Annotated in this window: 24 protein-coding genes; 16 read left to right on the top strand and 8 right to left on the bottom strand. The window is 45.2% G+C overall.

Annotated features, from left to right (window positions below):
* Positions 1-25 precede the first annotated feature (25 nt).
* The 8 genes from ugpQ to KDM90_RS04695 all read left to right on the top strand — a co-directional run bounded on the left by ugpQ (position 26) and on the right by KDM90_RS04695 (position 9,777).
* Positions 26-769: a glycerophosphodiester phosphodiesterase gene (ugpQ, locus tag KDM90_RS04730; protein ID WP_212674392.1), complete on the top strand. Its 744-nt coding sequence runs from the start codon at positions 26-28 to the stop codon at positions 767-769.
* Between the two features lie 209 nt (positions 770-978).
* Positions 979-1,296 carry a hypothetical protein gene (locus tag KDM90_RS04725; RefSeq protein ID WP_212674391.1) on the top strand — a complete coding sequence of 106 codons (318 nt, stop codon included), beginning with the start codon at positions 979-981 and terminating at the stop codon, positions 1,294-1,296.
* Positions 1,297-1,609: 313 nt separating this feature from the next.
* Complete coding sequence (locus KDM90_RS04720) at positions 1,610-2,356, top strand: substrate-binding periplasmic protein (protein WP_212674390.1); 747 nt, start codon at positions 1,610-1,612, stop codon at positions 2,354-2,356.
* Between the two features lie 257 nt (positions 2,357-2,613).
* A complete protein-coding gene (gene alaS, locus KDM90_RS04715) occupies positions 2,614-5,226 on the top strand; it encodes an alanine--tRNA ligase (RefSeq protein ID WP_212674389.1) in 2,613 nt (870 codons plus the stop codon).
* 268 nt (positions 5,227-5,494) lie between these two features.
* Complete coding sequence (locus KDM90_RS04710; protein WP_212674388.1) at positions 5,495-5,722, top strand: sulfurtransferase TusA family protein; 228 nt, start codon at positions 5,495-5,497, stop codon at positions 5,720-5,722.
* Between the two features lie 354 nt (positions 5,723-6,076).
* Positions 6,077-6,829 (top strand): electron transfer flavoprotein subunit beta/FixA family protein, encoded by a 753-nt coding sequence (locus KDM90_RS04705; protein WP_212674387.1) that lies wholly within the window; start codon positions 6,077-6,079, stop codon positions 6,827-6,829.
* 91 nt (positions 6,830-6,920) lie between these two features.
* Positions 6,921-7,850: an electron transfer flavoprotein subunit alpha/FixB family protein gene (locus KDM90_RS04700; protein ID WP_212674386.1), complete on the top strand. Its 930-nt coding sequence runs from the start codon at positions 6,921-6,923 to the stop codon at positions 7,848-7,850.
* Positions 7,851-7,986: 136 nt separating this feature from the next.
* The gene (locus KDM90_RS04695) at positions 7,987-9,777 is read left to right on the top strand and encodes an acyl-CoA dehydrogenase (protein WP_212674385.1); all 1,791 of its coding nucleotides are present in this window, start codon (positions 7,987-7,989) and stop codon (positions 9,775-9,777) included.
* A gap of 231 nt (positions 9,778-10,008) precedes the next feature.
* Here KDM90_RS04695 and KDM90_RS04690 read toward each other — a convergent pair whose 3' ends face one another.
* Positions 10,009-10,428, bottom strand: a complete 420-nt coding sequence (locus tag KDM90_RS04690; RefSeq protein ID WP_212674384.1) for an NINE protein — start codon at positions 10,426-10,428, stop codon at positions 10,009-10,011.
* A gap of 253 nt (positions 10,429-10,681) precedes the next feature.
* Between KDM90_RS04690 and rpsP the strand changes: the two genes are divergently transcribed.
* The 6 genes from rpsP to KDM90_RS04660 all read left to right on the top strand — a co-directional run bounded on the left by rpsP (position 10,682) and on the right by KDM90_RS04660 (position 14,690).
* A complete protein-coding gene (gene rpsP / locus KDM90_RS04685) occupies positions 10,682-10,933 on the top strand; it encodes a 30S ribosomal protein S16 (RefSeq protein ID WP_212674383.1) in 252 nt (83 codons plus the stop codon).
* Positions 10,934-11,533 carry a ribosome maturation factor RimM gene (rimM, locus tag KDM90_RS04680; protein ID WP_212674382.1) on the top strand — a complete coding sequence of 200 codons (600 nt, stop codon included), beginning with the start codon at positions 10,934-10,936 and terminating at the stop codon, positions 11,531-11,533. It begins immediately after the preceding gene.
* Positions 11,534-11,582: 49 nt separating this feature from the next.
* Positions 11,583-12,338, top strand: coding sequence for a tRNA (guanosine(37)-N1)-methyltransferase TrmD (gene trmD / locus KDM90_RS04675; RefSeq protein ID WP_212674381.1), 756 nt, complete (start codon positions 11,583-11,585; stop codon positions 12,336-12,338).
* Positions 12,339-12,500: 162 nt separating this feature from the next.
* Complete coding sequence (gene rplS, locus KDM90_RS04670; protein WP_212674380.1) at positions 12,501-12,875, top strand: 50S ribosomal protein L19; 375 nt, start codon at positions 12,501-12,503, stop codon at positions 12,873-12,875.
* A gap of 90 nt (positions 12,876-12,965) precedes the next feature.
* A complete protein-coding gene (locus KDM90_RS04665; RefSeq protein WP_212674379.1) occupies positions 12,966-13,646 on the top strand; it encodes a CoA pyrophosphatase in 681 nt (226 codons plus the stop codon).
* Between the two features lie 90 nt (positions 13,647-13,736).
* A complete protein-coding gene (locus KDM90_RS04660; protein ID WP_212674378.1) occupies positions 13,737-14,690 on the top strand; it encodes a CobD/CbiB family protein in 954 nt (317 codons plus the stop codon).
* A gap of 106 nt (positions 14,691-14,796) precedes the next feature.
* On the opposite strand, the gene KDM90_RS04655 is transcribed toward KDM90_RS04660, so the two are convergent.
* The 4 genes from KDM90_RS04655 to gloB all read right to left on the bottom strand — a co-directional run bounded on the left by KDM90_RS04655 (position 14,797) and on the right by gloB (position 18,082).
* Entirely contained in the window at positions 14,797-15,069 is a 273-nt protein-coding gene (locus tag KDM90_RS04655; RefSeq protein WP_212674377.1) for a hypothetical protein, read from the bottom strand.
* A 266-nt stretch (positions 15,070-15,335) separates the two neighbouring features.
* Positions 15,336-15,911 (bottom strand): elongation factor P, encoded by a 576-nt coding sequence (locus tag KDM90_RS04650; protein ID WP_189344834.1) that lies wholly within the window; start codon positions 15,909-15,911, stop codon positions 15,336-15,338.
* Between the two features lie 144 nt (positions 15,912-16,055).
* Positions 16,056-17,216 (bottom strand): elongation factor P maturation arginine rhamnosyltransferase EarP, encoded by a 1,161-nt coding sequence (gene earP / locus KDM90_RS04645; RefSeq protein WP_212674376.1) that lies wholly within the window; start codon positions 17,214-17,216, stop codon positions 16,056-16,058.
* A 65-nt stretch (positions 17,217-17,281) separates the two neighbouring features.
* Positions 17,282-18,082 (bottom strand): hydroxyacylglutathione hydrolase, encoded by an 801-nt coding sequence (gloB, locus tag KDM90_RS04640; protein ID WP_212674375.1) that lies wholly within the window; start codon positions 18,080-18,082, stop codon positions 17,282-17,284.
* A 35-nt stretch (positions 18,083-18,117) separates the two neighbouring features.
* Here gloB and KDM90_RS04635 point away from each other — a divergent pair, with 35 nt between their 5' ends.
* Together KDM90_RS04635 and rnhA are read left to right on the top strand one after the other, a co-directional pair.
* Entirely contained in the window at positions 18,118-18,900 is a 783-nt protein-coding gene (locus tag KDM90_RS04635) for a class I SAM-dependent methyltransferase (RefSeq protein WP_212674374.1), read from the top strand.
* The gene (gene rnhA / locus KDM90_RS04630) at positions 18,887-19,321 is read left to right on the top strand and encodes a ribonuclease HI (protein WP_212674373.1); all 435 of its coding nucleotides are present in this window, start codon (positions 18,887-18,889) and stop codon (positions 19,319-19,321) included. Before KDM90_RS04635 ends, rnhA begins: the two co-directional genes overlap by 14 nt.
* A gap of 142 nt (positions 19,322-19,463) precedes the next feature.
* Here rnhA and tal read toward each other — a convergent pair whose 3' ends face one another.
* The 3 genes from tal to KDM90_RS04615 all read right to left on the bottom strand — a co-directional run bounded on the left by tal (position 19,464) and on the right by KDM90_RS04615 (position 23,070).
* Positions 19,464-20,399, bottom strand: a complete 936-nt coding sequence (gene tal / locus KDM90_RS04625) for a transaldolase (RefSeq protein WP_212674372.1) — start codon at positions 20,397-20,399, stop codon at positions 19,464-19,466.
* A gap of 41 nt (positions 20,400-20,440) precedes the next feature.
* Complete coding sequence (gene selD, locus KDM90_RS04620) at positions 20,441-21,484, bottom strand: selenide, water dikinase SelD (RefSeq protein ID WP_212674371.1); 1,044 nt, start codon at positions 21,482-21,484, stop codon at positions 20,441-20,443.
* A 158-nt stretch (positions 21,485-21,642) separates the two neighbouring features.
* Entirely contained in the window at positions 21,643-23,070 is a 1,428-nt protein-coding gene (locus KDM90_RS04615; RefSeq protein WP_212674370.1) for a DEAD/DEAH box helicase, read from the bottom strand.
* Positions 23,071-23,240: the final 170 nt, after the last annotated feature.

Raw genomic sequence — 23,240 nt, 5'->3', positions numbered from 1 at the left:
CCGATTCTGCTTTGAAGGAGTGTTTATGTGGCCCTATCCAAAAGTCGTTGCTCACCGTGGCGCTGGAATTTTTGCTCCGGAAAATACCTTGGTGGCAATGCAATACGGCTATGAACATGGCTTTCGCGCTGTTGAGTTTGATGTGATGTTATCAAAAGATCGTGTTCCAGTGCTCATGCACGATCCTGATTTCGGTCGAACTATTGCTGGAGTTGGTACAGTGTCCAGTACATTCGCGAGAACATTGATAGAAATGGATGCGGGTTCTTGGTTTGATGCGCGTTACGCAAATGTGCGTGTTCCATTGTATGAAGATATTTTTAAATACTGCCGAGAAAAGGGCATTTGGATGAACGTCGAGATCAAACCAGCACCCGGCTATGAAGTAGAGACAGGTGAAGTCGTGGCGGAATTGACGCAAACTTGGTTGCAACAGTTTGATTCGACTGCTCAGGCACCGCTTTTTTCTTCTTTCTCTGAAAGTGCCTTGATGGCAGCGAAACGGCAAGCACCCGACATTCCGCGTGGCTTACTATTGGACGAATTCAGTCCGAATTGGCGAGTGCAGATAGAAAAAACGGGTGCCATTGCCTTGCATACAAATCAGCAGCACTTGACAGCAAATTGGGCGAAACAAATTAAGGATAGGGGCTTCGGCTTGTTTTGCTATACCGTCAACGAAGTTGAGCGTGCGCATGAAATAAGCAGTTGGGGGGTGGATGGTTTTTGTACCGACAGATTAGATCTTTTTGATGCAAGCTTTGATTAAGGCAACATATCTTTGCTGATTCAACTTTGAGTATTCCGCAAACAAAAGTAAAGCTTCGTTTTTCGTTACAAATGCTTACCTTGCTTACAAGAAATCAGTCATCTGGCGGTGGTCTCTGGCGTTATAGTGCTACGAGCGATTTGCTCGCCAGTGATTTATCAACAGTTGTTCGCAATCGATTCAATCTAATTTTTTGATGGGAAATGAAAATGACGAAATTATTAGCAACTTTAGTTTCAATCGCAATTGCAATCCCTGCATTTGCGCAAACGACCGCGACACCCAACGTTCGTCAGCGCCAAATTAATCAACAGAAGAGAATTGCAGAAGGTGTGCAATCGGGTGAATTAACTTCAAGAGAAACGGCTAATTTGGAAATGAGGGAGGCAAAGATTCAAGCTGATAAGCGTGCAGCGAAGTCAGACGGCGTTGTGACTGCAGCTGAACGCGCAAAGTTACATGCTGAGGAAAATCGAGCGAGCCGAAAAATTTATCAAAAAAAGCATAACGAACGGACTTCGCAATAATTTCGCAGTAATTTCGGAATAAAAAGCGAAAATGTGCCTTGCTGATGTGACCTCAATTGTGCCCTCAAAATGAAGTCACGTCAGCACGTCTTAGCATGGAAGTATTGTAATTTTCTACACCCTAGTGAATTAAATCAATGAAATGGTTTGACTAAAATCAAACACTTTGTATGTCACCTTAAATTAAAAGGTTCCACAAGGAAATATTTCATTCAATAAAGTCGAAAAACCATTCATACTTATATAATTAAGTATGAACTAAAATTTACCTATGTTTTCTGGTCGAATTCTTCGGGCGGTGATGTGTCTTGCGATGTTTCTTTTTGCTCAAGTTTCGCAAGCAAATGATGGACGCGGCGTCAAACTTTTCCTACCAGAAAATTTGGATGTCAAAGGCATACAAATCCCCATTACGCCTCAAATTGAAAGTGTGTTGCGCTATATTCAACGTGAGACCAAGATTAAATTTTCGATTGTTTATTTGCCTTGGAAACGGGCTCAAATTGAAGTCAAACAGGGAAATGGTATTTTATACGGCTTTTCAAAGTCAACTGAACGGCTTGAATCATACCGATTCTCAGTCCCTGTGATTACTCTCAATATTTGGGCAATCTCCTATGGTCCCAACAGTGGAAACCTTGCCGAGCTCAATGACCTAAAAGGGAAAATAGTAATTAGCTCACTGGGGATCAGTCATGGGATCGAATTTGAACGTGCACGTAATCAATTGTTCGTTGTTCAGGAAGATTTTCTCACTATCCAAGAGCGATTCAAGAAACTGATCGCACAGAAAAATTCGGTTATGTTGATTCCCGTTCGACAAGAGTTGTCGCGCGAGCAGGCCGAAGAGGTCTTACATCGTCAAACGATCACTGAATTTAATGATCCTGATTTTTCTGGAAGAAAATTCAATATTTCTCAGAATCCTATGTTCTACGATACGATTCACTTTGCGAGTTCAAAGAATCACTTCCAAGACGTGATGAATAAAATTGACCTTGCAATTCAACGTGGCATGAAGAATGGCAGCTTGCCAAAAGTGTTGCGAGAGTACCGCTAGATCCTAGCGAATGAACTTTCTTGATTTTCTAGTTTTGCAACTTCAATGATAGTTTGCGTTACACCCTCTAAGATATAGTTTTGGGTGGTCTGGGATTTTGGCGAAGATGCTTGAATTCGACAAAAAGTGTTCGTAGACCTGAGTTCTCTCTTATATGGATAATCGGAATTTCGTTTGAACGCAATCAAAGCGCACTTCTTCACGTATAATCAAAGGTTACTCTTACTTTTTGCACGACCTTTACCTTTATAAAACCTATGAACTCGTCAGAAATTCGCGAAAAATTCCTTAAATTCTTTGAATCCAAAGGGCATAGCATCGTCCGTTCTTCCAGTTTAATCCCTGGCAATGACCCGACTTTGTTGTTTACCAACTCCGGTATGGTGCAGTTTAAAGACGTGTTCTTGGGTCAAGATAAGCGTAACTATAGCCGTGCAACCACAGCGCAGCGCAGTGTGCGTGCTGGCGGTAAGCACAACGATTTGGAAAACGTAGGTTATACCGCGCGTCATCACACTTTCTTTGAAATGTTGGGTAACTTCTCGTTTGGTGATTACTTCAAACGTGATGCGATCAACTATGCATGGGAATTGTTGACCGTCGTCTACGGTTTGCCAAAAGACAAATTGACGGTCACGGTCTACCAAGAAGACGATGAAGCCTACAACATCTGGAAAGATGAGATTGGTGTGCCAGTCGAGCGCATTATCCGTATCGGCGATAACAAAGGTGCGCGTTACGCATCGGATAACTTTTGGCAAATGGCAGACACCGGTCCTTGTGGGCCTTGCAGTGAAATTTTCTATGACCACGGTCCAGAAATCTGGGGTGGTCCTCCAGGTTCTCCTGAGGAAAACGGTGATCGCTTTATCGAAGTATGGAACCTCGTTTTCATGCAGTTCAATAAAGATGAACAAGGCGTCTTGCATCCATTGCCAAAACCATGCGTCGACACGGGCATGGGCTTGGAACGTATTGCAGCGGTCTTGCAGCATGTGCATTCCAACTACGAAATCGATACTTTCCAGGCTTTAATCAAAGCAGCAGCGCGTGAAACCGGTTGCGCTGATTTGAACAATAACTCTTTGAAAGTGATCGCTGATCATATTCGCTGCGCAGGTTTCTTGATTGTTGACGGCATCATTCCGGGTAACGAAGGTCGTGGCTATGTACTGCGCCGTATCACACGTCGCGCTTTGCGTCACGGACACAAGCTCGGCCAAACCAAGCCATTCTTCTACAAGCTGGTTGCTGATTTGGTCAAAGAAATGGGTGTGGCTTATCCTGAATTGGCGGAAGCCGGTGAACGTGTTGCACAAGTCATCAAGCAAGAAGAAGAGCGCTTCGGCGAAACGCTGGAACACGGCATGAAGATCTTGGAAGCGGCACTGGCAAAAGACAGCAAAAACCTCGACGGCACCACAGCTTTCACTTTGTATGATACCTACGGTTTCCCATTGGATTTAACTGCCGACATCTGCCGCGAACGTGGTGTGGTGCTCGATGAAGCAGGTTTCGACGCAGCGATGGCGAACCAAAAACAAATGGCACGTGCGGCTGGCAAGTTCAAAATGAACACAGCAATTGAGTATAACGGTGCGAAATCGAAGTTTGTCGGTTACGAGCAATTGAGCTACGACAGTAAAGTGATTGCTTTGTATGTCGATGGTGCAGCGGTACAAAAAATTGAAGCGAACCAAGCGGCGATCGTGGTCTTGGATGTGACACCGTTCTACGCAGAATCAGGCGGTCAATGTGGTGATGCCGGTGTGTTGCAAACAGCAAGTGGTGTTAGTTTCGAGGTTGTCGATACACAGAAAATTCAAGCTGATGTATTTGGTCATCATGGCACTTTGAGTGCAGGTAGTTTGGCGGTTGGCGATGCCGTCAGCGCACAAGTCAACAAAGTAATGCGCACTCATACGATTCGTAATCACTCCGCAACACATTTGATGCACAAAGCTTTGCGCGAAGTATTGGGCGCGCATGTGGCACAAAAAGGGTCTTTGGTTGATGCCGAAAAAACACGTTTCGACTTTAGCCATAATGCCCCGATGACTGCCGAAGAAATTCGTCAGGTTGAAACGATCGTCAATCGAGAAATCTTGGCGAACGTGGCGACGCAAGCGCAATTGATGTCGTTTGATGATGCGGTAAAACACGGTGCAATGGCTTTGTTCGGTGAAAAATATGGCGATGAGGTGCGTGTGTTAGATATAGGTACCTCACGCGAGTTGTGCGGCGGTGTGCACGTGCATCGTACTGGTGATATTGGTTTATTTAAGATTGTTGGCGAAGGCGGTATTGCGGCCGGCATTCGTCGTGTCGAGGCAGTGACGGGCGAAGTGGCGTTTAATTTGGTCCAAAACATGGACGCGAGCATCAGCCAAGTAGCGGCAACGATGAAAGTGCAGCCAGAAGATATCGCTGCGCGCTTAAACCAATGGCAAGAACAAATGAAGTCGTTGGAAAAAGAAGTCGCTGCATTGAAATCAAAATTAGCTGCGAATCAAGCTGATGCGATGTTGTCGCAAGCGCAGGATATCAATGGCGTAAAAGTTTTAGTAGCGACTTTAGATGGTGCTGATGCGAATGCTTTGCGCGATTCTGTTACACGCCTGAAAGATCAATTAAAAACGGCGGTCGTTGTATTGGCGTCTGTGATTGATGGCAAGGTGAGTTTAACGGCTGGTGTGAGTGCCGATTGCACTTCCAAAGTCAAAGCCGGTGATCTGGTGAACTTTGTTGCACAACAAGTCGGTGGTAAAGGTGGCGGTCGTCCTGACATGGCGCAGGCCGGAGGTACTAATCCGGAAGGCTTGCCTGTTGCCCTGGCAGCGGTGCCAGCTTGGTTGAGTGCAAAGCTATAGTAAGAGTCTGGTTTTAAGTGCGTGCCAACGAGGGATCGGTTTTTTGTGACTCCTTCGTTGTAATAAGGGAAAGATATATTCTTTCGTTGTATAAAATTTTTCTGAAGTCGTATTTGACGAAAGAAAAAGTGATTTTGCTTGTTGCGTTGCACAAAAAAATGAAAATTGCGGTAGAATTCCCTGCATAATGTTTCAGCAAACGGATTTAAGCAGTTGGCTGGTTTATTGAAAAATAGGTTTAATTTATTTTCTTGCCTCAAGGAAAATTATGCAATTTAATAGAGAACTGGACGCACGTGGCCTCAATTGCCCGCTTCCAATCTTAAAGGCTAAAAAGGCATTGTCAGAAATGATTACGGGTGAAGTTTTGCGCGTTATTGCAACTGATCCTGGTTCAGTGCGCGACTTTAAGGCTTTTTCAAAACAAACTGGCAATGAATTACTGTCGCATCTAGAAGTAAGCAATGAATTTGAATATTTCTTGAAGCGCAAATAGAGTTTAAGCTAGGATCGCTTTGATAGTTCGATACTGACAATTTTTGTACTGAATTTTGTGACAAGTCGTCGCGATATTTCTTAAAAAATATAAAAACCACAAATGTTTTTGTGGTTTTTTTTTATCGAAATCAGATTATTTCATAGAGTAATTCATCGGTTTTTATAAAAAAGAACGAACGTTCTAAAAAAGCAGACGCGTTTCCTGTTAACATCTATAATCAGATGGTTTACGTTTACGTCAATTTGAATTTATTTGCATATGGTTTCATGCAATTCAAATGTGAACCTGCAGCAGAATTTTTTTGTTTTATTATCCGTTTTTTATCCTAGTAAGCACAGTAAAGGCAAAACTATGAAAGTCTTAGTACCAGTTAAGCGCGTGGTTGACTATAACGTTAAAGTCCGCGTCAAATCCGATGGTTCTGGCGTTGATGTAGCGAACGTCAAAATGTCTATGAATCCATTCGATGAAATCGCAGTGGAAGAAGCGACCCGCTTAAAAGAAGCTGGTGCAGTCACGGAAGTTGTCGCTGTTTCTTGCGGTGTTGCGCAATGCCAAGAAACCTTGCGTACAGCGATGGCGATCGGTGCTGATCGCGGTATTTTGGTTGAAACGGATGAAGAGTTGCAACCATTGGCAGTTGCAAAGCTATTGAAAGCTTTGGCTGACAAAGAGCAACCACAATTGATCATATTGGGCAAGCAAGCAATCGATGATGATTGCAATCAAACTGGTCAAATGTTGGCGGCCTTGTTGGGCTGGCCACAAGCGACTTTCGCTTCTAAAGTCGTGGTCGCAGACGGTAAGGCGACAGTGACACGCGAAGTGGATGGCGGCTTGGAAACTTTGAGCCTGACTTTGCCAGCAATCATCACGACGGATTTGCGTTTGAATGAGCCACGCTATGTGACTTTGCCAAACATCATGAAAGCGAAAAAGAAAACTTTGGATAACGTTAAGCCCGCCGATTTGGGTGTGGACGTGACTTCTCGCATCAAGACTTTGAAAGTCGCAGAGCCAGCAAAACGTTCTGCCGGCATTATCGTGCCTGACGTTGCGACTTTAGTCAGCAAATTGAAAAACGAAGCCAAAGTGATTGGCTAAATTTTTTATTTGAAAACTTTTTCCTTATTCATTTCAATCAAATTTTTAAGCAAATTCATTTGTGAATTTGCGGAAACTAGTGGAAAACATCATGACTACACTCGTCATCGCTGAACACGATAATGCTTCCTTGAAGGGAAGTACCTTGAACACAGTTACTGCTGCTGCGAAATGCGGTGGTGACGTACATGTATTAGTTGCTGGTCACAATGCGGGCGCTGCTGCGCAAGCGGCTGCACAAATTGCAGGCGTGAGTAAAGTTCTGCACGCAGACGCAGCATATTTCGCTGAAGGCTTGGCAGAAAACGTCGCTGAGCAAGTCTTGACGATTGCGTCTGGCTATACACACATCTTGGCGCCAGCAACCGCCTATGGCAAAAACATTTTGCCACGCGTTGCAGCCAAACTCGACGTCGCGCAAATCTCCGAAATCACGAAAGTGGAATCTGCTGATACATTTGAACGTCCAATCTATGCTGGTAACGCGATCGCTACTGTGCAATCGACAGATTCCATCAAAGTAATCACAGTTCGTACAACTGGTTTTGATGCAGCTGCAACAGGTGGTTCTGCAGCGGTGGAATCTGTGGCTGCGGTAGCCGATAGCGGTAAGTCTGCCTTCGTTTCTCGTGAAGTTGCAAAATCTGATCGTCCAGAATTGACAGCGGCAAAAGTTATCGTTTCTGGTGGTCGCGGTATGGGTTCTGCCGACGCATTCAAAGTGCTGGAGCCATTGGCAGACAAACTCGGCGCAGCGATGGGTGCATCTCGCGCGGCGGTGGACGCTGGCTATGTGCCTAACGATTGGCAAGTCGGTCAAACAGGTAAGATCGTTGCACCAACGCTGTACATCGCGGTTGGTATTTCAGGCGCGATCCAGCATTTGGCTGGTATGAAAGATTCTAAAACCATCGTGGCAATCAACAAAGATCCAGAAGCGCCAATTTTCTCTGTTGCCGATTACGGTATCGTCGGCGATCTGTTCGAAATCGTGCCACAGTTGGTGACAGAGTTAGGCTAAGCGCTAGCTACACATTGATGTGTTGATTTTCGATTCGCGAGAATCATCGATCGTAGAGGGCGCAGGGAAATCATCCGAATTCTCTGCGCCCTTTGGTTATCTGAGCAAAAGAATGATTTGAAATATTGGAGACTGTATGAGTTATGTAGCGCCAATTAAAGACATGCTGTTCGTGATGAACGAATTGGCTGGCTTAAATGAAGTAAATGCCTTGCCTGGCTGCGAAGACGCGACGATTGAAACCGTAGAAGCGGTACTCGAAGAAAACGCACGCTTTACCAGTGAAGTCATTGCCCCATTGAACTGGGCGGGCGATCAAGAGCCAAGCTATTGGAAAGACGGCCAGGTATTTACGACTAAAGGCTTTAAAGAAGCATTTAAGATGTTTGCCGAAGCCGGCTGGCAAGGTGTGCAGCATCCTACAGAATTCGGTGGCCAAGGCCTGCCAAAATTGGTGGCGACACCGTGCATAGAAATGTTGCATGCAGCGAATTTGTCGTTTGCTTTGTGCCCCTTGTTGAGCGATGGCGCGATCGAAGCTTTGTTGACAGCAGGTAGTGAGGCCGACAAAGCAACTTACCTTGAAAACTTGGTGTCTGGTAAGTGGACAGGTACGATGAATTTGACTGAGCCGCAGGCTGGTTCTGATTTGGCGATGGTGCGTACACGCGCCGTGCCACAAGGTGATGGCACGTATAAAGTTTTCGGTACGAAGATTTTCATCACTTATGGTGAACACGATATGGCAGAAAATATCGTGCACTTGGTATTGGCTCGCACGCCAGATGCGCCAGAAGGCGTCAAAGGTATCTCCCTGTTTATCGTGCCGAAATTCTTGGTCAATGCTGACGGTAGTTTAGGTGCGCGTAACGATGCGCATTGTGTCTCTATTGAACATAAACTTGGTATCAAAGCCAGCCCAACTTGTGTATTGCAATTTGGTGATAATGGCGGCGCGATTGGTACTTTAGTGGGCGAAGAAAACCGCGGCCTCGAATACATGTTCATCATGATGAATGCCGCACGCTTTGGCGTTGGTATGCAAGGTATTGCGGTGGCAGAACGTGCTTATCAAAAAGCGGTGTCTTATGCCAAAGATCGCGTGCAATCACGTGACTTGGCTGGTTCTCCAGGTCCTGTTGCAATTATTAATCACCCAGACGTGCGTCGTATGTTGATGTCCATGCGCGCGCAAATTGAAGGCGCACGTGCTTTGGCTTATGTCGCTGCGGCGATGAGTGACAAAGCGCATCATGCGAGAGATGAAGTGGTACGCAAACAAAATCAAGCTGCCTACGAATATTTGGTACCTATCGTTAAAGGTTGGTCGACCGAGATGTCTTTGCATGTGACATCAACGGGCGTGCAAGTGCATGGTGGTATGGGCTTTATTGAAGAAACAGGTGCAGCGCAATACTATCGTGACGCACAGATTCTGACGATTTACGAAGGTACAACGGCGATTCAGGCGAATGATTTAGTCGGCCGTAAAACAGCACGTGATGGCGGTGCGGTTGCTAAAAACTTCATCGCACAAATTCGTGCAACGCAAGCAGAATTGGCTGCAAGCAGTAATGTCGATTTGCAGGCTATCGCTAAGCAATTGGCGCTCGGCGCAACGGCATTGGATGAGGTGGTCAACTTCGTGGTTGCCAACTTTAAGTCAGACATCAAAGCGGTATTTTCAGGAAGTGTACCTTACTTGAAATTAGCTGGTGTCGTGTTCGGTGGCTGGCAATTAGCTCGCGCCGCGAAAATCGCACAGCAAAAATTGCAAGCGGGCGAAGGGGATACCAGCTTTAATCAAGCCAAACTGGCGACAGCACGATTCTTTGCTGATCATGTACTAAGTGCTGCGACGGGATTGCGTTCTTCTATCGTTGACGGCAGTGCGGGTGTGTTGGCTTTGGGTAATGAGCAGTTTTAAGTTGTGAGAATAGGCAATGCCCAAATTGGGTATTACTGAGGTCACAAAATGAAAGTAAGTGGTTTTAACGACCTACACTAAATGACGAAAAAAATGGCGCGATGTCGACAGACTCGCGCCATTTTTGCATTCTACTTTTGAGGCGTTGCGCTAATAAGATCAGAGCGTCGATTCTAAGCCCGAACTTTTGTAAGGCAGTTATATTAGTCCCATCGGTACGATTGATAGGACTTAGCCGTACGCACCACCAGTGTAAAGCAAGTCAAACCCACGTGCTAAGACGAACAATAGTGAAATAGCACCGAGGCCTACGCTCAAGACCAATAACAGTGCTAATGGCCAAGAGGAGTCGCTCGTCTGACCAGAATGGGGATTGAATTGTGCGTCCCAATGCTCATCTGATTTTAGACCGAGTACGAGACACATCAAAAGGCTGATGAGAAACGAGAGCATCCACGGTCCGTAGGTGACGAAGAAATTCAGATTAAAGTATAGCTTCGATAGCAAGAATGACAATGGCAGAGTGATGCAATGTAGCCATGCAAATTGATCGCGTTTGCCGTATAAATAAAATCTGTGTCCGCCAATACTGCCAAACAAGAGGCAAATAAGGACGGCTAGTGTTTTGTTCTTGTGTTTATTCGTTGTCATTTTGAAATTTTAATGCTCTAGAGGAGAGAGTGATTTTATCGGAATTGTTGGATTTCATTCAGTCCCATCGTAGGAAAAAGGGAAAATGCCAAGGAAATTTAAATTCACTTGCGTGAAGCTAGAAATTGACAAGAAAAATCGGGTACAATGCTTGGTTTTACAAAGCCAATATTCAATAGTTCTTGCGGTAAATCTGCTTTACGGGCTATAATTTGCGGCTTTTTCCGTCCTTTGACAATTTTTTGGAAATATTATGGTCGTTATTCGTTTAGCTCGTGGTGGTGCAAAAAAGCGCCCTTTCTACAATATCGTTGCAGCTGATTCACGCAATCGTCGTGATGGTCGTTTCATCGAGCGCATTGGTTTTTACAATCCAGTAGCAACTGGCAATGCTGAAGAAGTTCGTATTGCTGCTGATCGTTTGGCTTACTGGCAAGGCGTTGGTGCACAATTGTCACCAGCTGTTGCTCGTTTGGCTGCACAAGTAGCAAAAAAAGCAGCTTAATTGTCTGCTTCAATTGATGTAAAACAGGCAGTGCAAGTCTCTGCAAATCAATCTGCTCCTGAAGATCTGGTCATTGTTGGCTATGTCTCAGGGGCATTTGGTCTTCAAGGGTGGGTGAAAATTCGTCCATACTCGACGACAGCAGATGCCTTGTTAGATGCGGCTTCGTTCTGGTTGGAAAGTGCAGCACAAGCTGCAGTTGTTCCAAGTTTGCGCGAGCTCAAGCGTTTGAGTTCTAAAGTACATGGCGAAGATGTCGTTGCAAGACTGGACCAAGTTCCAGATCGCACTGCTGCGGAAGCTTTGAAAGGATGTGTCGTCAAAGTGTCACGCCAAGCTTTTCCTGCTTTAGAGCAAGACGAGTTTTACTGGGTCGATTTGATTGGCCTATCAGTTCAGAATTTGCAAGGTGAGAACCTTGGCGTTGTCCGAGCCATGATGGACAATGGTGCGCAATCCATTTTGCGTGTCGCGGGCAGTGATGTGCCTGAAGCTGAATTGATGAAGCATGAACGCTTAATTCCCTTTGTTGATCACTTCATTAAAGAAGTTGATCGCGAAGCGAAAAAAATCATCGTTGACTGGGGCATCGATTATTAAAGCAAAGTTTGTTGGAATTGATCGATGTTCGTTTATTGGAGCGTAATGAATGCAATTTGATGTCATTACGTTGTTTCCGGAAATGTTTGCCGCGATTACGCAATCTGGTGTGACCCGTCGGGCATTTGAGCAAGATAAATGTGCTTTGCAGTTTTGGAATCCGCGCGATTTCACCGCAGACAGACATAGAACGGTCGATGATAGGCCGTATGGCGGTGGTCCTGGCATGGTGATGTTGGCTAAGCCGTTGCAGATGGCGCTGCATGCAGCAAAAGCGCGCCAGCAAAACTTAGGATTGGTAAAGCCTAAAGTGCTTTATTTGTCACCGCAAGGCAAGCCTTTGAATCACGCGCGTGTGATGGAGTGGGCAGCGCAAGACGGTTTGGTCTTGTTATGTGGTCGTTACGAAGCTGTCGATCAACGCTTATTAGACAGTGAAGTCGATGAAGAGATTAGTCTCGGCGATTTTGTATTATCTGGTGGTGAATTGCCAGCAATGGCTTTGATGGATGCGGTGATACGTCAAATACCTGGCGTTTTACATGATGAAGCCTCTGCAGTTGAAGATAGTTTTGTGAACGGTTTGTTGGATTGCCCGCATTACACTAGGCCAGAAGTTTTTGAAGAGCAAAGTGTTCCAACAGTCTTGTTAGGTGGCAATCACGCAGAGATCGCAAAATGGCGACGTCAGCAATCTTTATTGGTAAGTTGGCGGAAACGCCCAGAATTAATTGAGCAAGCGCGCAAAGCGGGTTTGCTAAGTAAGGCGGATGAGCAGTTTTTAAAATCGCTCAATCCTAAGTAAAGAATTCGCGACTTTCTGTGCGAGTAAGCATGCAGATAATTGTGCATGTGTTTAGCGTGGGCTGAAGAAGTAATCAGCTCACATGTTTAATCCCATCCTCTACTGAGCAAAGTAGCGCAAGCGAATATAGGCGTCAGCAAGATGGTAATTGGAGTGAAAAAAATGGATTTGATCCAAACATTAGAGCAAGAAGAAATTGCTCGCTTAGGTAAAAACATCCCTGACTTCGCACCTGGCGATACAGTGGTTGTGAACGTTAATGTCGTTGAAGGTACACGTAAGCGTGCTCAGGCGTACGAAGGCGTTGTTATCGCTCGTCGTAACCGTGGTTTGAATTCGAACTTCATCGTTCGTAAAATTTCTTCCGGTGAAGGCGTTGAACGTACATTCCAATTGTACTCACCATTGATCGCTTCTATCGAAGTGAAACGCCGTGGTGACGTACGTCGCGCTAAGTTGTACTACTTGCGTGACCGTTCTGGTAAATCTGCTCGTATTAAAGAGAAATTACCAAATCGTAAAGCAGCAGCTGTGTAATCTACACGATGTTTGTTTTGTGATTGTAAAAAAGGGGTGCCTATGGCATCCCTTTTTTGTTTGTAAACCTTTTTCATGATCGCGTTAACAATGGCGATACTCAACTTTGATCCACAATCTTTAGCGATTCATTCCTATGCGGATGAGGCGGCACTTCCAATAAATAAAATTTCTTTGGATTTTTTGCGTCAACGTTTTCAGTTGGAACTGTCTTGGTCGCCAGAAAATACGGGCGAATCTAGTATGTACCAAGGAATAGATTTTAAGCCTGCATCTGTGCTATTGCCATTACTTAACCGTGAACACGGTTTGCAAGTATTATTGACCCAGAGAGCTGCGCATCTACATCATCACGCTGGTCAGATCAGTTTTCCAGGTGGGCGCGTAGATCCAACGGATACTTCCGCCGAGCATACTGCTCTGCGTGAAGCGAAGGAAGAGGTGGGATTGGCAGAGTCGCAGATTGAAGTATTGGGGCGTTTGCCAAACTATGTGACTGGCACAGGATTTTCTGTTACACCCGTGGTTGCATTGGTACATCCACCTTATGAATTTCGCTCAGATCCATTTGAAGTTGCCTCTATTTTCGAAGTGCCTTTAAGTTTTTTAATGGATCCTCGACATCATCAACGTCGTCAATTTGATTTTCCGGATGGCCGAGGTAAGCGTAGTTTCTATGCGATTCCTTATGAGGAATATTTTATCTGGGGAGCAACCGCTGGCATGCTGCGCAATTTATTCCATTTTTTACGTGCAGATCTCCCAGAATGAGGATGTGATCTACTTCATAAACGGGTCAAATCAGTTTACACTGGAGATCTTTTCTAAGTCATCCCCCAAAGGGAAGTTTGAATACCCGCTATGACATTTCTCTCCATACTTTTCGCGCTCTTAATTGAGCAACTCAAGCCACTGAGAGTGGATAATCCAGTGTATACCCAGGTGCAGCATTTTGCCGCCAAAGTAGAAGCGTGGTGCAACGCTGGTAAGGCGCATCACGGTCGTACAGGCTGGTTTATTGTGGTCGGTGCGTTAACTTTGCCAACCGCTTTGGTGTATTGGCTGTGTTTGCGTTTAAATCCTTTTGCGGCTTTTATTTGGAATGTCATTATCGTATACCTGACTTTGGGCTTTCGTCGTTACAGTCATTATTTCACGTCGATACAAATTGCCTTAAATGCAGGTGATGAAGATGCAGCGCGCAAATATTTATCGGATTGGATTAATAAAGACTGCTCCGGTATGGACGCAACCGATATTGCCCGTGGTGCGGTGGAGCGTTCTTTGATCGCTTCGCATCGCAATGTATTTGGCGTGTTTTTTTGGTTCTTAATGCCAGTTGGACCAGCCTGTGCTGTGATGTATCGCATGTCTGAATTTCTTTCGCGTGAATGGTGTGAGCCTGAACACATGCAAAATGAGGAGTTTGGGCAATTTGCGAAGAAAATCTTCTATTGGATCGATTGGGTGCCGGCGCATTTAACAGCAGTGGCGTTTGCGGTGGTTGGTAACTTTGAAGATGCGATTTATTCTTGGCGTAATTATGCAAATCGCTGGAGTGATGAATTGCTAGGGATTATTTTGTCTGCTGGCGGCGGGGCAATTGGTGTGCGTTTGGGAGAGCCGGAAACCAAAGCACTAGTTGTTTTGAATGCGGATGCAAGTGCGGTCGATGTCGATAGCTTGGAGCTGGAAAGTCAGCCTGGCGTAGAGGCTAGTCCGCGTGCGTTGCAAAGTGCTGTGGGTTTAGTTTGGCGTGCTTTGCTATTGTGGATGTTATTGCTCTTGCTATTGTCCTTCGCCGTGTGGTTGTAACGGTGCTTCAATAAAACAAAGCCCGCTTCACGGAATCTCTTATGTTGAGGGTCGTGAAGCGGGCTTTTTTGTATATTCAGCGGGGCGTACTATTTCTTAGTGAGTCTTATGCGCTGGTATTAATCGTTCCGCCAGTGACTTCTCCTCGAGTATTTACGACAGGTGTAGGTTTGGGCTCTTGAGCTGGTTTTGCCGTTTGTTTGGGTTCTTGATTTTCCTGCGACTGCTTCACTTCCTGTGCTTTATTGATGGCTTCTTTTGCTTTGATTGCTTCTGTCTCGTTGACTTTGTTCTTTGGGGCGAAGGACTTGAGCTCTTCATTTCGATTCGCAAAGATCTGGTCTCTTGCGGCTGTAGATGTGATGGGTGCGGTCGCCATAATGATTCCTATTGAGAAAGAAATTAGTTATTTTGGGTCGATAACTGCCTGAAGAATAGATGAGATCACGGCATTCTTCAAGTGTGTAAGTGTGAATTCGCAGCGATTCTTTGACTTAGTGTGCTGTTGGCTTGGTCGCCTGTCAGTTTTGATGATTGATTAATATTTAGGCAAGCCAAGCAATCAATAATTAGTGGAACTAGAAAAAAAGTCGAAAAAAAACGCCGTTAAAAAATTAACAGCGTTTTTTTAGAACGAAGCGTCGATTAGTTACGAACTACGCGCTTGTATTCGTTGGTACGTGTATCGATTTCGATAATATCGTCTTGGCTAACGAACAATGGTACTTGCACGATATGGCAATGTGCTTCAATTGCATTTTCGATTTTTGCTTCTTTCAATACGTTGCCAGAAGTGTTGCCTTTAACAGCAGGCTCAGAGTAGATCACTTGGCGAGCGATTGTTGTTGGCAATTCTACAGAAATAGCTTTGCCATCATAAAAAACTGCTTCGCATTCCATGCCATCTTTCAAGTAGTGCAATGCATCGCCCAAGTTTTCTTCTTCGATTTCATACTGATTGTATTCCGCATCCATGAATACGAATAACGGGTCTGCGAAGTAGGAGTAAGTCACAGGTTTTTTATCCAGCACAACAACGTCAAATTTGTCGTCGCCACGGAACACGTTTTCCAATGGGCTGTTCGTCAACAAGTTTTTCATTTTCCACTTGTAAGTGAAGCCAGTACGGCTAGAGCCGTTGACGTCAGAACGTAGAACGATCATAGGTTTGCTGTCGACCATAATGATGTTGCCAACGCGAATTTCTTTTGCAGGTTTCATAGTAATTGAAATAAAAAGTAGGTTGCTTAAAAATCATCTGTTGCCTACTGGAATATTAAAAATATTGCCCTGCAAGCTCAGTATTGATTGAATCGAAAATACATTAAAAATTAACCGCACATTTTAACCTATTTTTGGAGGCTTTTATCGTTTCGTGTTGATGAAGCTCAATAAATTCGATGTCATGTCACCAATATCCTGCATTTCAGCTTGCCACTCCGCACTTAAGGTCCGTATTTTAGGCAAGTCTTGGCGAAACTCCTTCCATAAATCGGCCCAGTTAGGGTTTGCTGAAGCGTCGTTCCATGCAAGAGAAAATGCCTTGCTTGCAGGGGTTGTTGCTAAGTGTTTTGCAAGGAATGCGCGTAATTTTTTGTGATGTAAATTTTCATCTTGCGGATAAATATGCCAAATAAAGGCGGTTTGTGCCCATTGTGCTCGGACGAAAGAATCTTCACCTCTAACAAAATTCAGATCGCAACTCCACAATAATTGATCGTAAGCTTGCTGCGGAATGAATGGAATGATGCGTAGATTGAGATTGTCGCGTTGAATGCGGAGTCCAGTTAACGCTTCCTCTTGCAAAAAGTTGTGTACCGCTTGTTTCGCAACGCCGACTGGGATTAAGCAATTGATTGTTTCACCAGAAGCCTCCCACGTACGCAATAAATCTTCGACGGGTGCATGTGGATAGCAAAATAGAGAAACCGTGAATCCCTGAGCTTCTTCATGGCTCAGCCCTAAACTACTTAGGAAAGCGAGTCGATTACCTGGGTCTTTTTGAAAATCGGCATAATCAGATGCGATATTATTTTCTCTTAAAAGTCCACCTGTATTCGAGGTAAAGCCCGGAAAAAAGAAATACTTCGTCAACGGATATTGAGGATGTGACGAGGGTAAGGTATGGCAGCCTTCCACCCATTCTTCTGCAGTCAATCCCTCCAGATTGATCCACACTGGTTTTGGCTCACATTTCGCCATCGTTGCAATGTAGTCGGGAGGGATGTCGCAGCCGAAAAATTCAATAACGATGTCTGCAATTTCCTCGGTTTGAAATTGTTCATCTTGGCTATGCCAATGGTGAATGCAAATTGATTGAACAAATTGTTGTCTTAGATCGATCTTTACTTCAGGGCAGATTTTCTGAAAACTGATCAGATCATCGACCCAGAGGGTGACTGCAATTTTGTGCTCGTCGCAAAGTTGACGAGCCAGTCGCCAACAAATGCCAATGTCACCAAAATTGTCGACTACTTTGCAAAATAGGGCGAGCTTCGTCGTTTTGTTAGCTACTTGCTGGATCATTTTTCATACAAATTTTGGAGTGAAATAAAAATAACGCAGAGTTATGCGTTGGAATAGGCCCTTAATCAACGGAAATTATTTTTCCACTCACGTAGCGCGGCAAAATTGGCCGCATCGTCCTGCTGTGCCGCGACTTTTCCCATATCGACCAGACGCGATGTGATTGCTTTCACACGGCTACGTAAGAACGGATTAGTCTGTACTTCAAGATCTATTGTGCTCGGTACTGTTGGAATGTTTTCTGCGCGTTTTTCTTGTTCACGTAACATGCGAGCTTGGAGAGCTAGATTGTCAGGCTCCACTTCCAACGCAAATTTTAAATTCGACAAAGTGTATTCATGCGCGCAATACACGGAGGTTTGTCCCGGCAATTTAGCTAAGCGATCGAGCGAGTCTAGCATTTGTGCTGGACTGCCTTCAAACAGCCGGCCGCAGCCGCCCGCAAATAAGGTATCTCCACAAAAGACAGACGCTAAGTTTTCAGAATAATACGCAATATGGCCAAAAGTATGTCCCGGCACAGCGATAACTTGAAAATCTAGATTCAGCGCGTCAATTGTAATTTTGTCGCCTTCATCCAATGGTTGGGTGACTGCCGCAATACCATCATGCGCTGGACCAAACACGGGAATCGGATAATGTGTCAATAACTCCGCTACTCCTCCTGTATGGTCACTATGATGATGTGTCAGCAAGATGGCGCTCAAGCGTAAACCTTGTTGACTCAGAGCCTGTAAAATAGCGGTCGCATCACCTGGATCGACGACGATGGCGTTCTGACCATTGTGTACTAACCAAAGATAGTTGTCGTCAAATGCGGGTACAGTCAATATACTTAGCGCTTGCTCGTTGGTCGGATTATTCATAGTGAAATTGCCCTGATTTTTGTGAAGTGAATGAAGTGAACGCATCAAATTCTACGCAAGCCGCCATTATAGACTTAGGTGATTGGCTCCTGCAGCCCGCTGGAAGTTATATCTGTGCGTGGGAGCAGGCACAATTTGATTTATTGACGGCCGATATTTTCGGGTTTCACGCATTGCAAATTGGATTGCCGCAGTTGCCAGCGTTAACCGCGAGCCGAATGCCACACCAATGGCAGACAGCGCATCAGGTGCCACTGATGAATGCAAGCTTACGTCAACAAGTTGTGTTGGTACACGATTTTGCTGAATTGCCGTTTGAATCGCAAAGTATTGATTTAATCATACTCCCGCATGTACTGGAATTTGCTGAGGAGCCTCATCAAATTTTGCGTGAGGTAGATAGGATATTGATTCCCGAAGGTAGAGTGATTATCAGCGGCTTGAATCGCGCCAGCTTGTGGGGTATGCGACAAATGGCAGGGCGAATTACACGCAGCGCGTTTTTGCCCAAAGAGGGCGAATTCATCAGTGCGCATCGTTTAAAAGACTGGTTGAAATTGTTAAGTATGGAAGTGAGTCAAACGCGTTTTGGTTGCTATGCGCTACCAGTTGAAAATACGCAATGGCTAGAAAACTCCACATTAATGGAAAACCTAGGGCATCGTTGGTGGCCTCGGTTTGGCGCGGTTTATATGATAGAGGCGATCAAGCGTGTTCGAGGCATGCATTTAGTCGGACCTGCGCTGAAACATAAACGTGTACCTCAAGCGAACGTCGTACCCGTCGCGAACAAGATAAAAAAACATGGACAAAATTAAGATTTACACCGATGGCGCGTGCAAGGGCAATCCTGGTGTCGGCGGCTGGGGTGCTTTACTGATTGCCGGGCATCGTGAGAAAGAATTGTTTGGTGGTGAACGCGAGACTACAAATAATCGTATGGAACTGATGGCGGTTATTCAGGCGCTCGGCGCATTAAAACGCCCATGCGAAATTGCCTTGCACACGGATAGTCAATATGTGCTCAAGGGAATCACAGAATGGATAGATGGTTGGAAAGCGAAAGCTTGGAAAACGGCATCTAAATCTCCAGTCAAAAACGTCGATTTGTGGCAACAGCTAGATGCGGCGCGCAGCGTACATAAAATCGAATGGATCTGGGTGCGTGGACATGCTGGTGACGCCGGCAACGAACGTGCGGATCAATTAGCAAATCGTGGTGTTGAATCAGTACTTTGACTTGATAGAGGCCGCATTGATTGTCAATGCGGCTTTTCTTATAGCCTTGTAGATGGAAATATGTGCGACTCAGCCCGTCCTAACGAGTTGTGCTTCGTACTCATAGTGTTCAATACTCTACGCTCAGTCTTACTACAAGCGATTAGCGCATACTGGCGATCATACTTTCTAGTTTTATCGTATCAGCACAAAATAAACGAATTCCTTCTGCTAGCTTTTCTGTCGCCATCGCATCTTCGTTGAGCATAAAACGGAAGGTTTTTTCACTGATATCTAATTTTTCCATTTCAGCGGATTGCGCACTTTCAGGATTGAGTTTTTGGGACACGGTTGTCTCTGAGTCATTGAGTTTTTGCAATAAATCTGGACTGATCGTTAATAAGTCACAACCGGCAAGTTCTAAAATTTGTGAGGTATTGCGAAAACTTGCGCCCATAATTTCTGTGCGATAGCCGAATTTTCGATAGTAGTTGAAGATTCGTTTAACGGATAAAACACCAGGATCATCCGCGCCATAAATTTCTTGGCCAGTTTGCTTTTTGAACCAGTCGTAAATGCGTCCTACAAATGGAGAAATTAATTGCGCACCCGCTTCAGCACAAGCCGCAGCCTGTGCCAAACAAAACAATAAAGTCATATTGCAACGTATGCCTTCCTTCTCCAGAATCTCTGCGGCGCGTATACCTTCCCACGTCGAAGCAATCTTGATCAAGACACGTTCGCGCGGAATCCCAGCGGCTTCGTATAAGGCAATTAATTGACGGCCTTTAGCGACAGTTGCCTCGGTATCAAATGACAGTCTGGCATCCGTTTCCGTCGAGACACGACCCGGAACAATTTCCAATATTTTCAAGCCAAAACTGATGAGGAGTTGATCAATAATCTCATCGCTTGATTTGCCTGCATTACGGGCGATAACTTCCGCTAACAAGGGCTGATATTCGGCTTTTTGAACCGCTTTTAAAATCAAAGAGGGATTGGTCGTTGCATCGCGCGGTGTATAGGCTTGCATCGATTGAAAGTCACCTGTATCGGCGACAACGGTTGTGTATTGTTTGAGCTGTTCAAGTTGATTCATGATGGCTAATGTGAGAATGTAAGTGGAGTAGATAGAGCGTATTAACTGACCTGAATTTGCGCTGGGCCGGCGAGGATATCGCCAATCACTGCCGCGTCTTTAAAATTATTTTTATGAAATAATTCTAGAACCTGCTCTACAGAATCGGGAGCGCAGGCAACGAGTAAGCCGCCGGACGTTTGTGGATCACAGAGTAGGGCTTGAGTAATCGCGTCGGTTTGATTAAGAATGACTTCGTGCCCATAGGCAGCAAAGTTGCGAGCTGAGGCGCCAGTAATGCATCCAGCGCTTGCTAATGCTTGTACTTGCGGTAAAAAAGGGATGTTAGCAAGGTTGAGCTTGGCACTCACTTGGGCACCACGGCAAATTTCCAGCAGATGCCCGAGAAGACCAAAGCCTGTGACATCGGTCATGGCATGGACTCCATCTAATTCTGATAATGCTTGACCAGGCTTATTTAGCTTAGTTGTATTTTCAAGCATGTTGGTATAGCCCGCCTCATCTAATTTTTGTTTTTTGAGTGCAGCGGAAAGTACCCCAACACCTAAGGGCTTGCCTAAAATGATTTTGTCACCAACTTGCGCTGCTGAATTGCGTTTGACCTTAGATGGATGAATTAATCCCATCACTACTAGACCATAAATTGGCTCAACAGAATCGATGCTATGGCCGCCTGCGATAGGGATTCCCGCTTCACGACAAATGCTTTCACCGCCTTCAATGATCTTACCAATCACTTCTAGCGGAATTTGATTGATAGGCATGCCAACCAGAGCTAAGGCCATAATCGGTGTGCCACCCATCGCATACACGTCGGAGATGGCATTCGTTGCGGCAATTCGGCCAAAATCAAAAGGATCGTCAACAATCGGCATGAAAAAATCGGTCGTTGCAATCAAGGCTTGTTCATCATTCAGGCGATAAACGGCAGCATCGTCGGATGTTTCTATACCAACCATGAGCGCTTCCGGAATTGGGAATCCACCCGATTTTTTGAGAATCTCCGCCAATACACCCGGCGCAATTTTGCAGCCACAACCGCCGCCATGAGAAAAGGAAGTGAGACGTATCGGTGCTGTACTCATAGCATTCTAAAAAATGATGAAAGGTCGAAGGAATGGAATAGGAATTATAGGGGAGAGCTAGCGCAAAGTCGAAAAAACAATGGATGATGTGAAGTGCATAAAAAAAGCGACCTCAATGAGATCGCTTTTGTTTTCCGACTAGTCAATCATCAATTTGATTAACGATCGCTAAACGAACGACGGCTTGCGTCGCCAAATCGCGATTTCGCACCGCCACCAAATCCGCCGCCTTCACTACGTGGCGCTGCATTCGGTTTGGAGAAGCTGCGTTGACCTGGTTTGCTATTGCCAAAATTATTACCTGTTGAACGCTTGTCGCCTGGTTTCCAGCCACTTGGCTTACGTGCTGGTGATCGTGCAGCCATTGCGCTTTTCTTTGGTTCAAAACCTTCAATAACATCGACAGGAATTAATTGCTTGGTAAAACGTTCGATACGTTTGACGTTGATGCCTTCCGCATGATTCACCAAAGAGACTGCCAAGCCTTTACGACCAGCACGACCTGTACGACCGATACGGTGTACATAATCTTCTGGGAACTTAGGCAAATCATAATTAAATACATGCGTGATGCCAGGAACGTCAATTCCGCGTGCTGCCACATCGGTTGCGACCAAAACACGAACTTGACCACGACGCAGTGAATCTAAGGTGCGATTACGTGCGCCTTGATGCATATCACCGTGCAAAGCAGCGGCTGCGAAACCTGCGATATTTAAACGATCAGCGATTGTATCTGCGTCGCGTTTTGTTGCGGTAAATACGACGGCTTGATCCAAAGATTCATCACGCAATAAATGGTCTAACAAACGGTTCTTGTGTGACAAGTCATCAACGAAGTGAACCTTTTGTTGAATGTTTTCGTGTTTAGTGGAAGAGCCTGCAATTTGAATAACTAATGGATCTTTAGTGATGCGACGCGCCATACTACCGACTACGCCATCTAATGTTGCAGAGAACAACATGGTTTGACGGCTTTCTGGAGTCGCTGCAACGATCTTTTCGATGTCTTCGATAAAGCCCATATCGAGCATGCGATCCGCTTCGTCTAATACCAAAATTTCTAATTCAGAGAAATCAATTTTGCCCGATTCCATGTGATCAATTAAACGGCCTGGCGTAGCCACTAAAATTTCTGGATTGCGTGACAATAATTGCATTTGTTTTGGGTAAGGCATACCACCCAAAATTGACACTGCCTTTACGCGACGTGAATACGCACTGTATTTATCGGTTGCTGTTGTTACTTGCAAAGCCAATTCACGAGTTGGCGTCAGTACCAACATTTTTGGTTTTGCAGCTTGAAAGCGTGGACGTTCGCCGCGTGAGCGAGCAGCTTGACGTTCTTGATTTGGCGTTTTGCCGCTAGCAGGCGTCATGACATCTGCTGCCGCTGCAAATTTATGCAAAGCAGGCAACATGAATGCGGCAGTTTTGCCAGAGCCAGTTTGCGAGGACACCAACAGGTCACGACCAGCGATCGCAGCTGGTACTGCTTGCTGTTGCACTGCGGTTGGCGTTGTGTAACCGGCATCAGCGATTGCTCGAAGGATGGAGGTGTGGAGGCCAAGTGTTTCAAAAGTCATTGTGTTCTTCTTTCGTTATGAATCCGCGCACGGCAAACACCGAGCGCGCAAAAAAAGCAGCGTCAACCAATCGAAATGAACAAAGAAAACCCGTACCAAAATTTGGTACAAATTAGGAATACGTTGAAATTTCGGCACAAAAGCTTTGCGCCGGGACGATGTCTATGTGT

It is taken from the genome of Affinundibacterium fentianense (assembly GCF_018139545.1).
Lineage (GTDB): Bacteria > Pseudomonadota > Gammaproteobacteria > Burkholderiales > Burkholderiaceae_D > Undibacterium > Undibacterium fentianense.
Note: the sequence above shows the minus strand (reverse complement) of the source record. Positions and strands in the feature narration are given on the sequence as shown.

Coding starts and splice junctions, on each gene's coding strand:
- ugpQ (WP_212674392.1), top strand. CDS start 26: ATGTGGCCCTATCCAAAAGTCGTTGCTCACCGTGGCGCTGGAATTTTT.
- KDM90_RS04725 (WP_212674391.1), top strand. CDS start 979: ATGACGAAATTATTAGCAACTTTAGTTTCAATCGCAATTGCAATCCCT.
- KDM90_RS04720 (WP_212674390.1), top strand. CDS start 1,610: ATGTTTCTTTTTGCTCAAGTTTCGCAAGCAAATGATGGACGCGGCGTC.
- alaS (WP_212674389.1), top strand. CDS start 2,614: ATGAACTCGTCAGAAATTCGCGAAAAATTCCTTAAATTCTTTGAATCC.
- KDM90_RS04710 (WP_212674388.1), top strand. CDS start 5,495: ATGCAATTTAATAGAGAACTGGACGCACGTGGCCTCAATTGCCCGCTT.
- KDM90_RS04705 (WP_212674387.1), top strand. CDS start 6,077: ATGAAAGTCTTAGTACCAGTTAAGCGCGTGGTTGACTATAACGTTAAA.
- KDM90_RS04700 (WP_212674386.1), top strand. CDS start 6,921: ATGACTACACTCGTCATCGCTGAACACGATAATGCTTCCTTGAAGGGA.
- KDM90_RS04695 (WP_212674385.1), top strand. CDS start 7,987: ATGAGTTATGTAGCGCCAATTAAAGACATGCTGTTCGTGATGAACGAA.
- KDM90_RS04690 (WP_212674384.1), bottom strand. CDS start 10,428: ATGACAACGAATAAACACAAGAACAAAACACTAGCCGTCCTTATTTGC.
- rpsP (WP_212674383.1), top strand. CDS start 10,682: ATGGTCGTTATTCGTTTAGCTCGTGGTGGTGCAAAAAAGCGCCCTTTC.
- trmD (WP_212674381.1), top strand. CDS start 11,583: ATGCAATTTGATGTCATTACGTTGTTTCCGGAAATGTTTGCCGCGATT.
- rplS (WP_212674380.1), top strand. CDS start 12,501: ATGGATTTGATCCAAACATTAGAGCAAGAAGAAATTGCTCGCTTAGGT.
- KDM90_RS04665 (WP_212674379.1), top strand. CDS start 12,966: ATGGCGATACTCAACTTTGATCCACAATCTTTAGCGATTCATTCCTAT.
- KDM90_RS04660 (WP_212674378.1), top strand. CDS start 13,737: ATGACATTTCTCTCCATACTTTTCGCGCTCTTAATTGAGCAACTCAAG.
- KDM90_RS04655 (WP_212674377.1), bottom strand. CDS start 15,069: ATGGCGACCGCACCCATCACATCTACAGCCGCAAGAGACCAGATCTTT.
- KDM90_RS04650 (WP_189344834.1), bottom strand. CDS start 15,911: ATGAAACCTGCAAAAGAAATTCGCGTTGGCAACATCATTATGGTCGAC.
- earP (WP_212674376.1), bottom strand. CDS start 17,216: ATGATCCAGCAAGTAGCTAACAAAACGACGAAGCTCGCCCTATTTTGC.
- gloB (WP_212674375.1), bottom strand. CDS start 18,082: ATGAATAATCCGACCAACGAGCAAGCGCTAAGTATATTGACTGTACCC.
- rnhA (WP_212674373.1), top strand. CDS start 18,887: ATGGACAAAATTAAGATTTACACCGATGGCGCGTGCAAGGGCAATCCT.
- tal (WP_212674372.1), bottom strand. CDS start 20,399: ATGAATCAACTTGAACAGCTCAAACAATACACAACCGTTGTCGCCGAT.
- selD (WP_212674371.1), bottom strand. CDS start 21,484: ATGAGTACAGCACCGATACGTCTCACTTCCTTTTCTCATGGCGGCGGT.
- KDM90_RS04615 (WP_212674370.1), bottom strand. CDS start 23,070: ATGACTTTTGAAACACTTGGCCTCCACACCTCCATCCTTCGAGCAATC.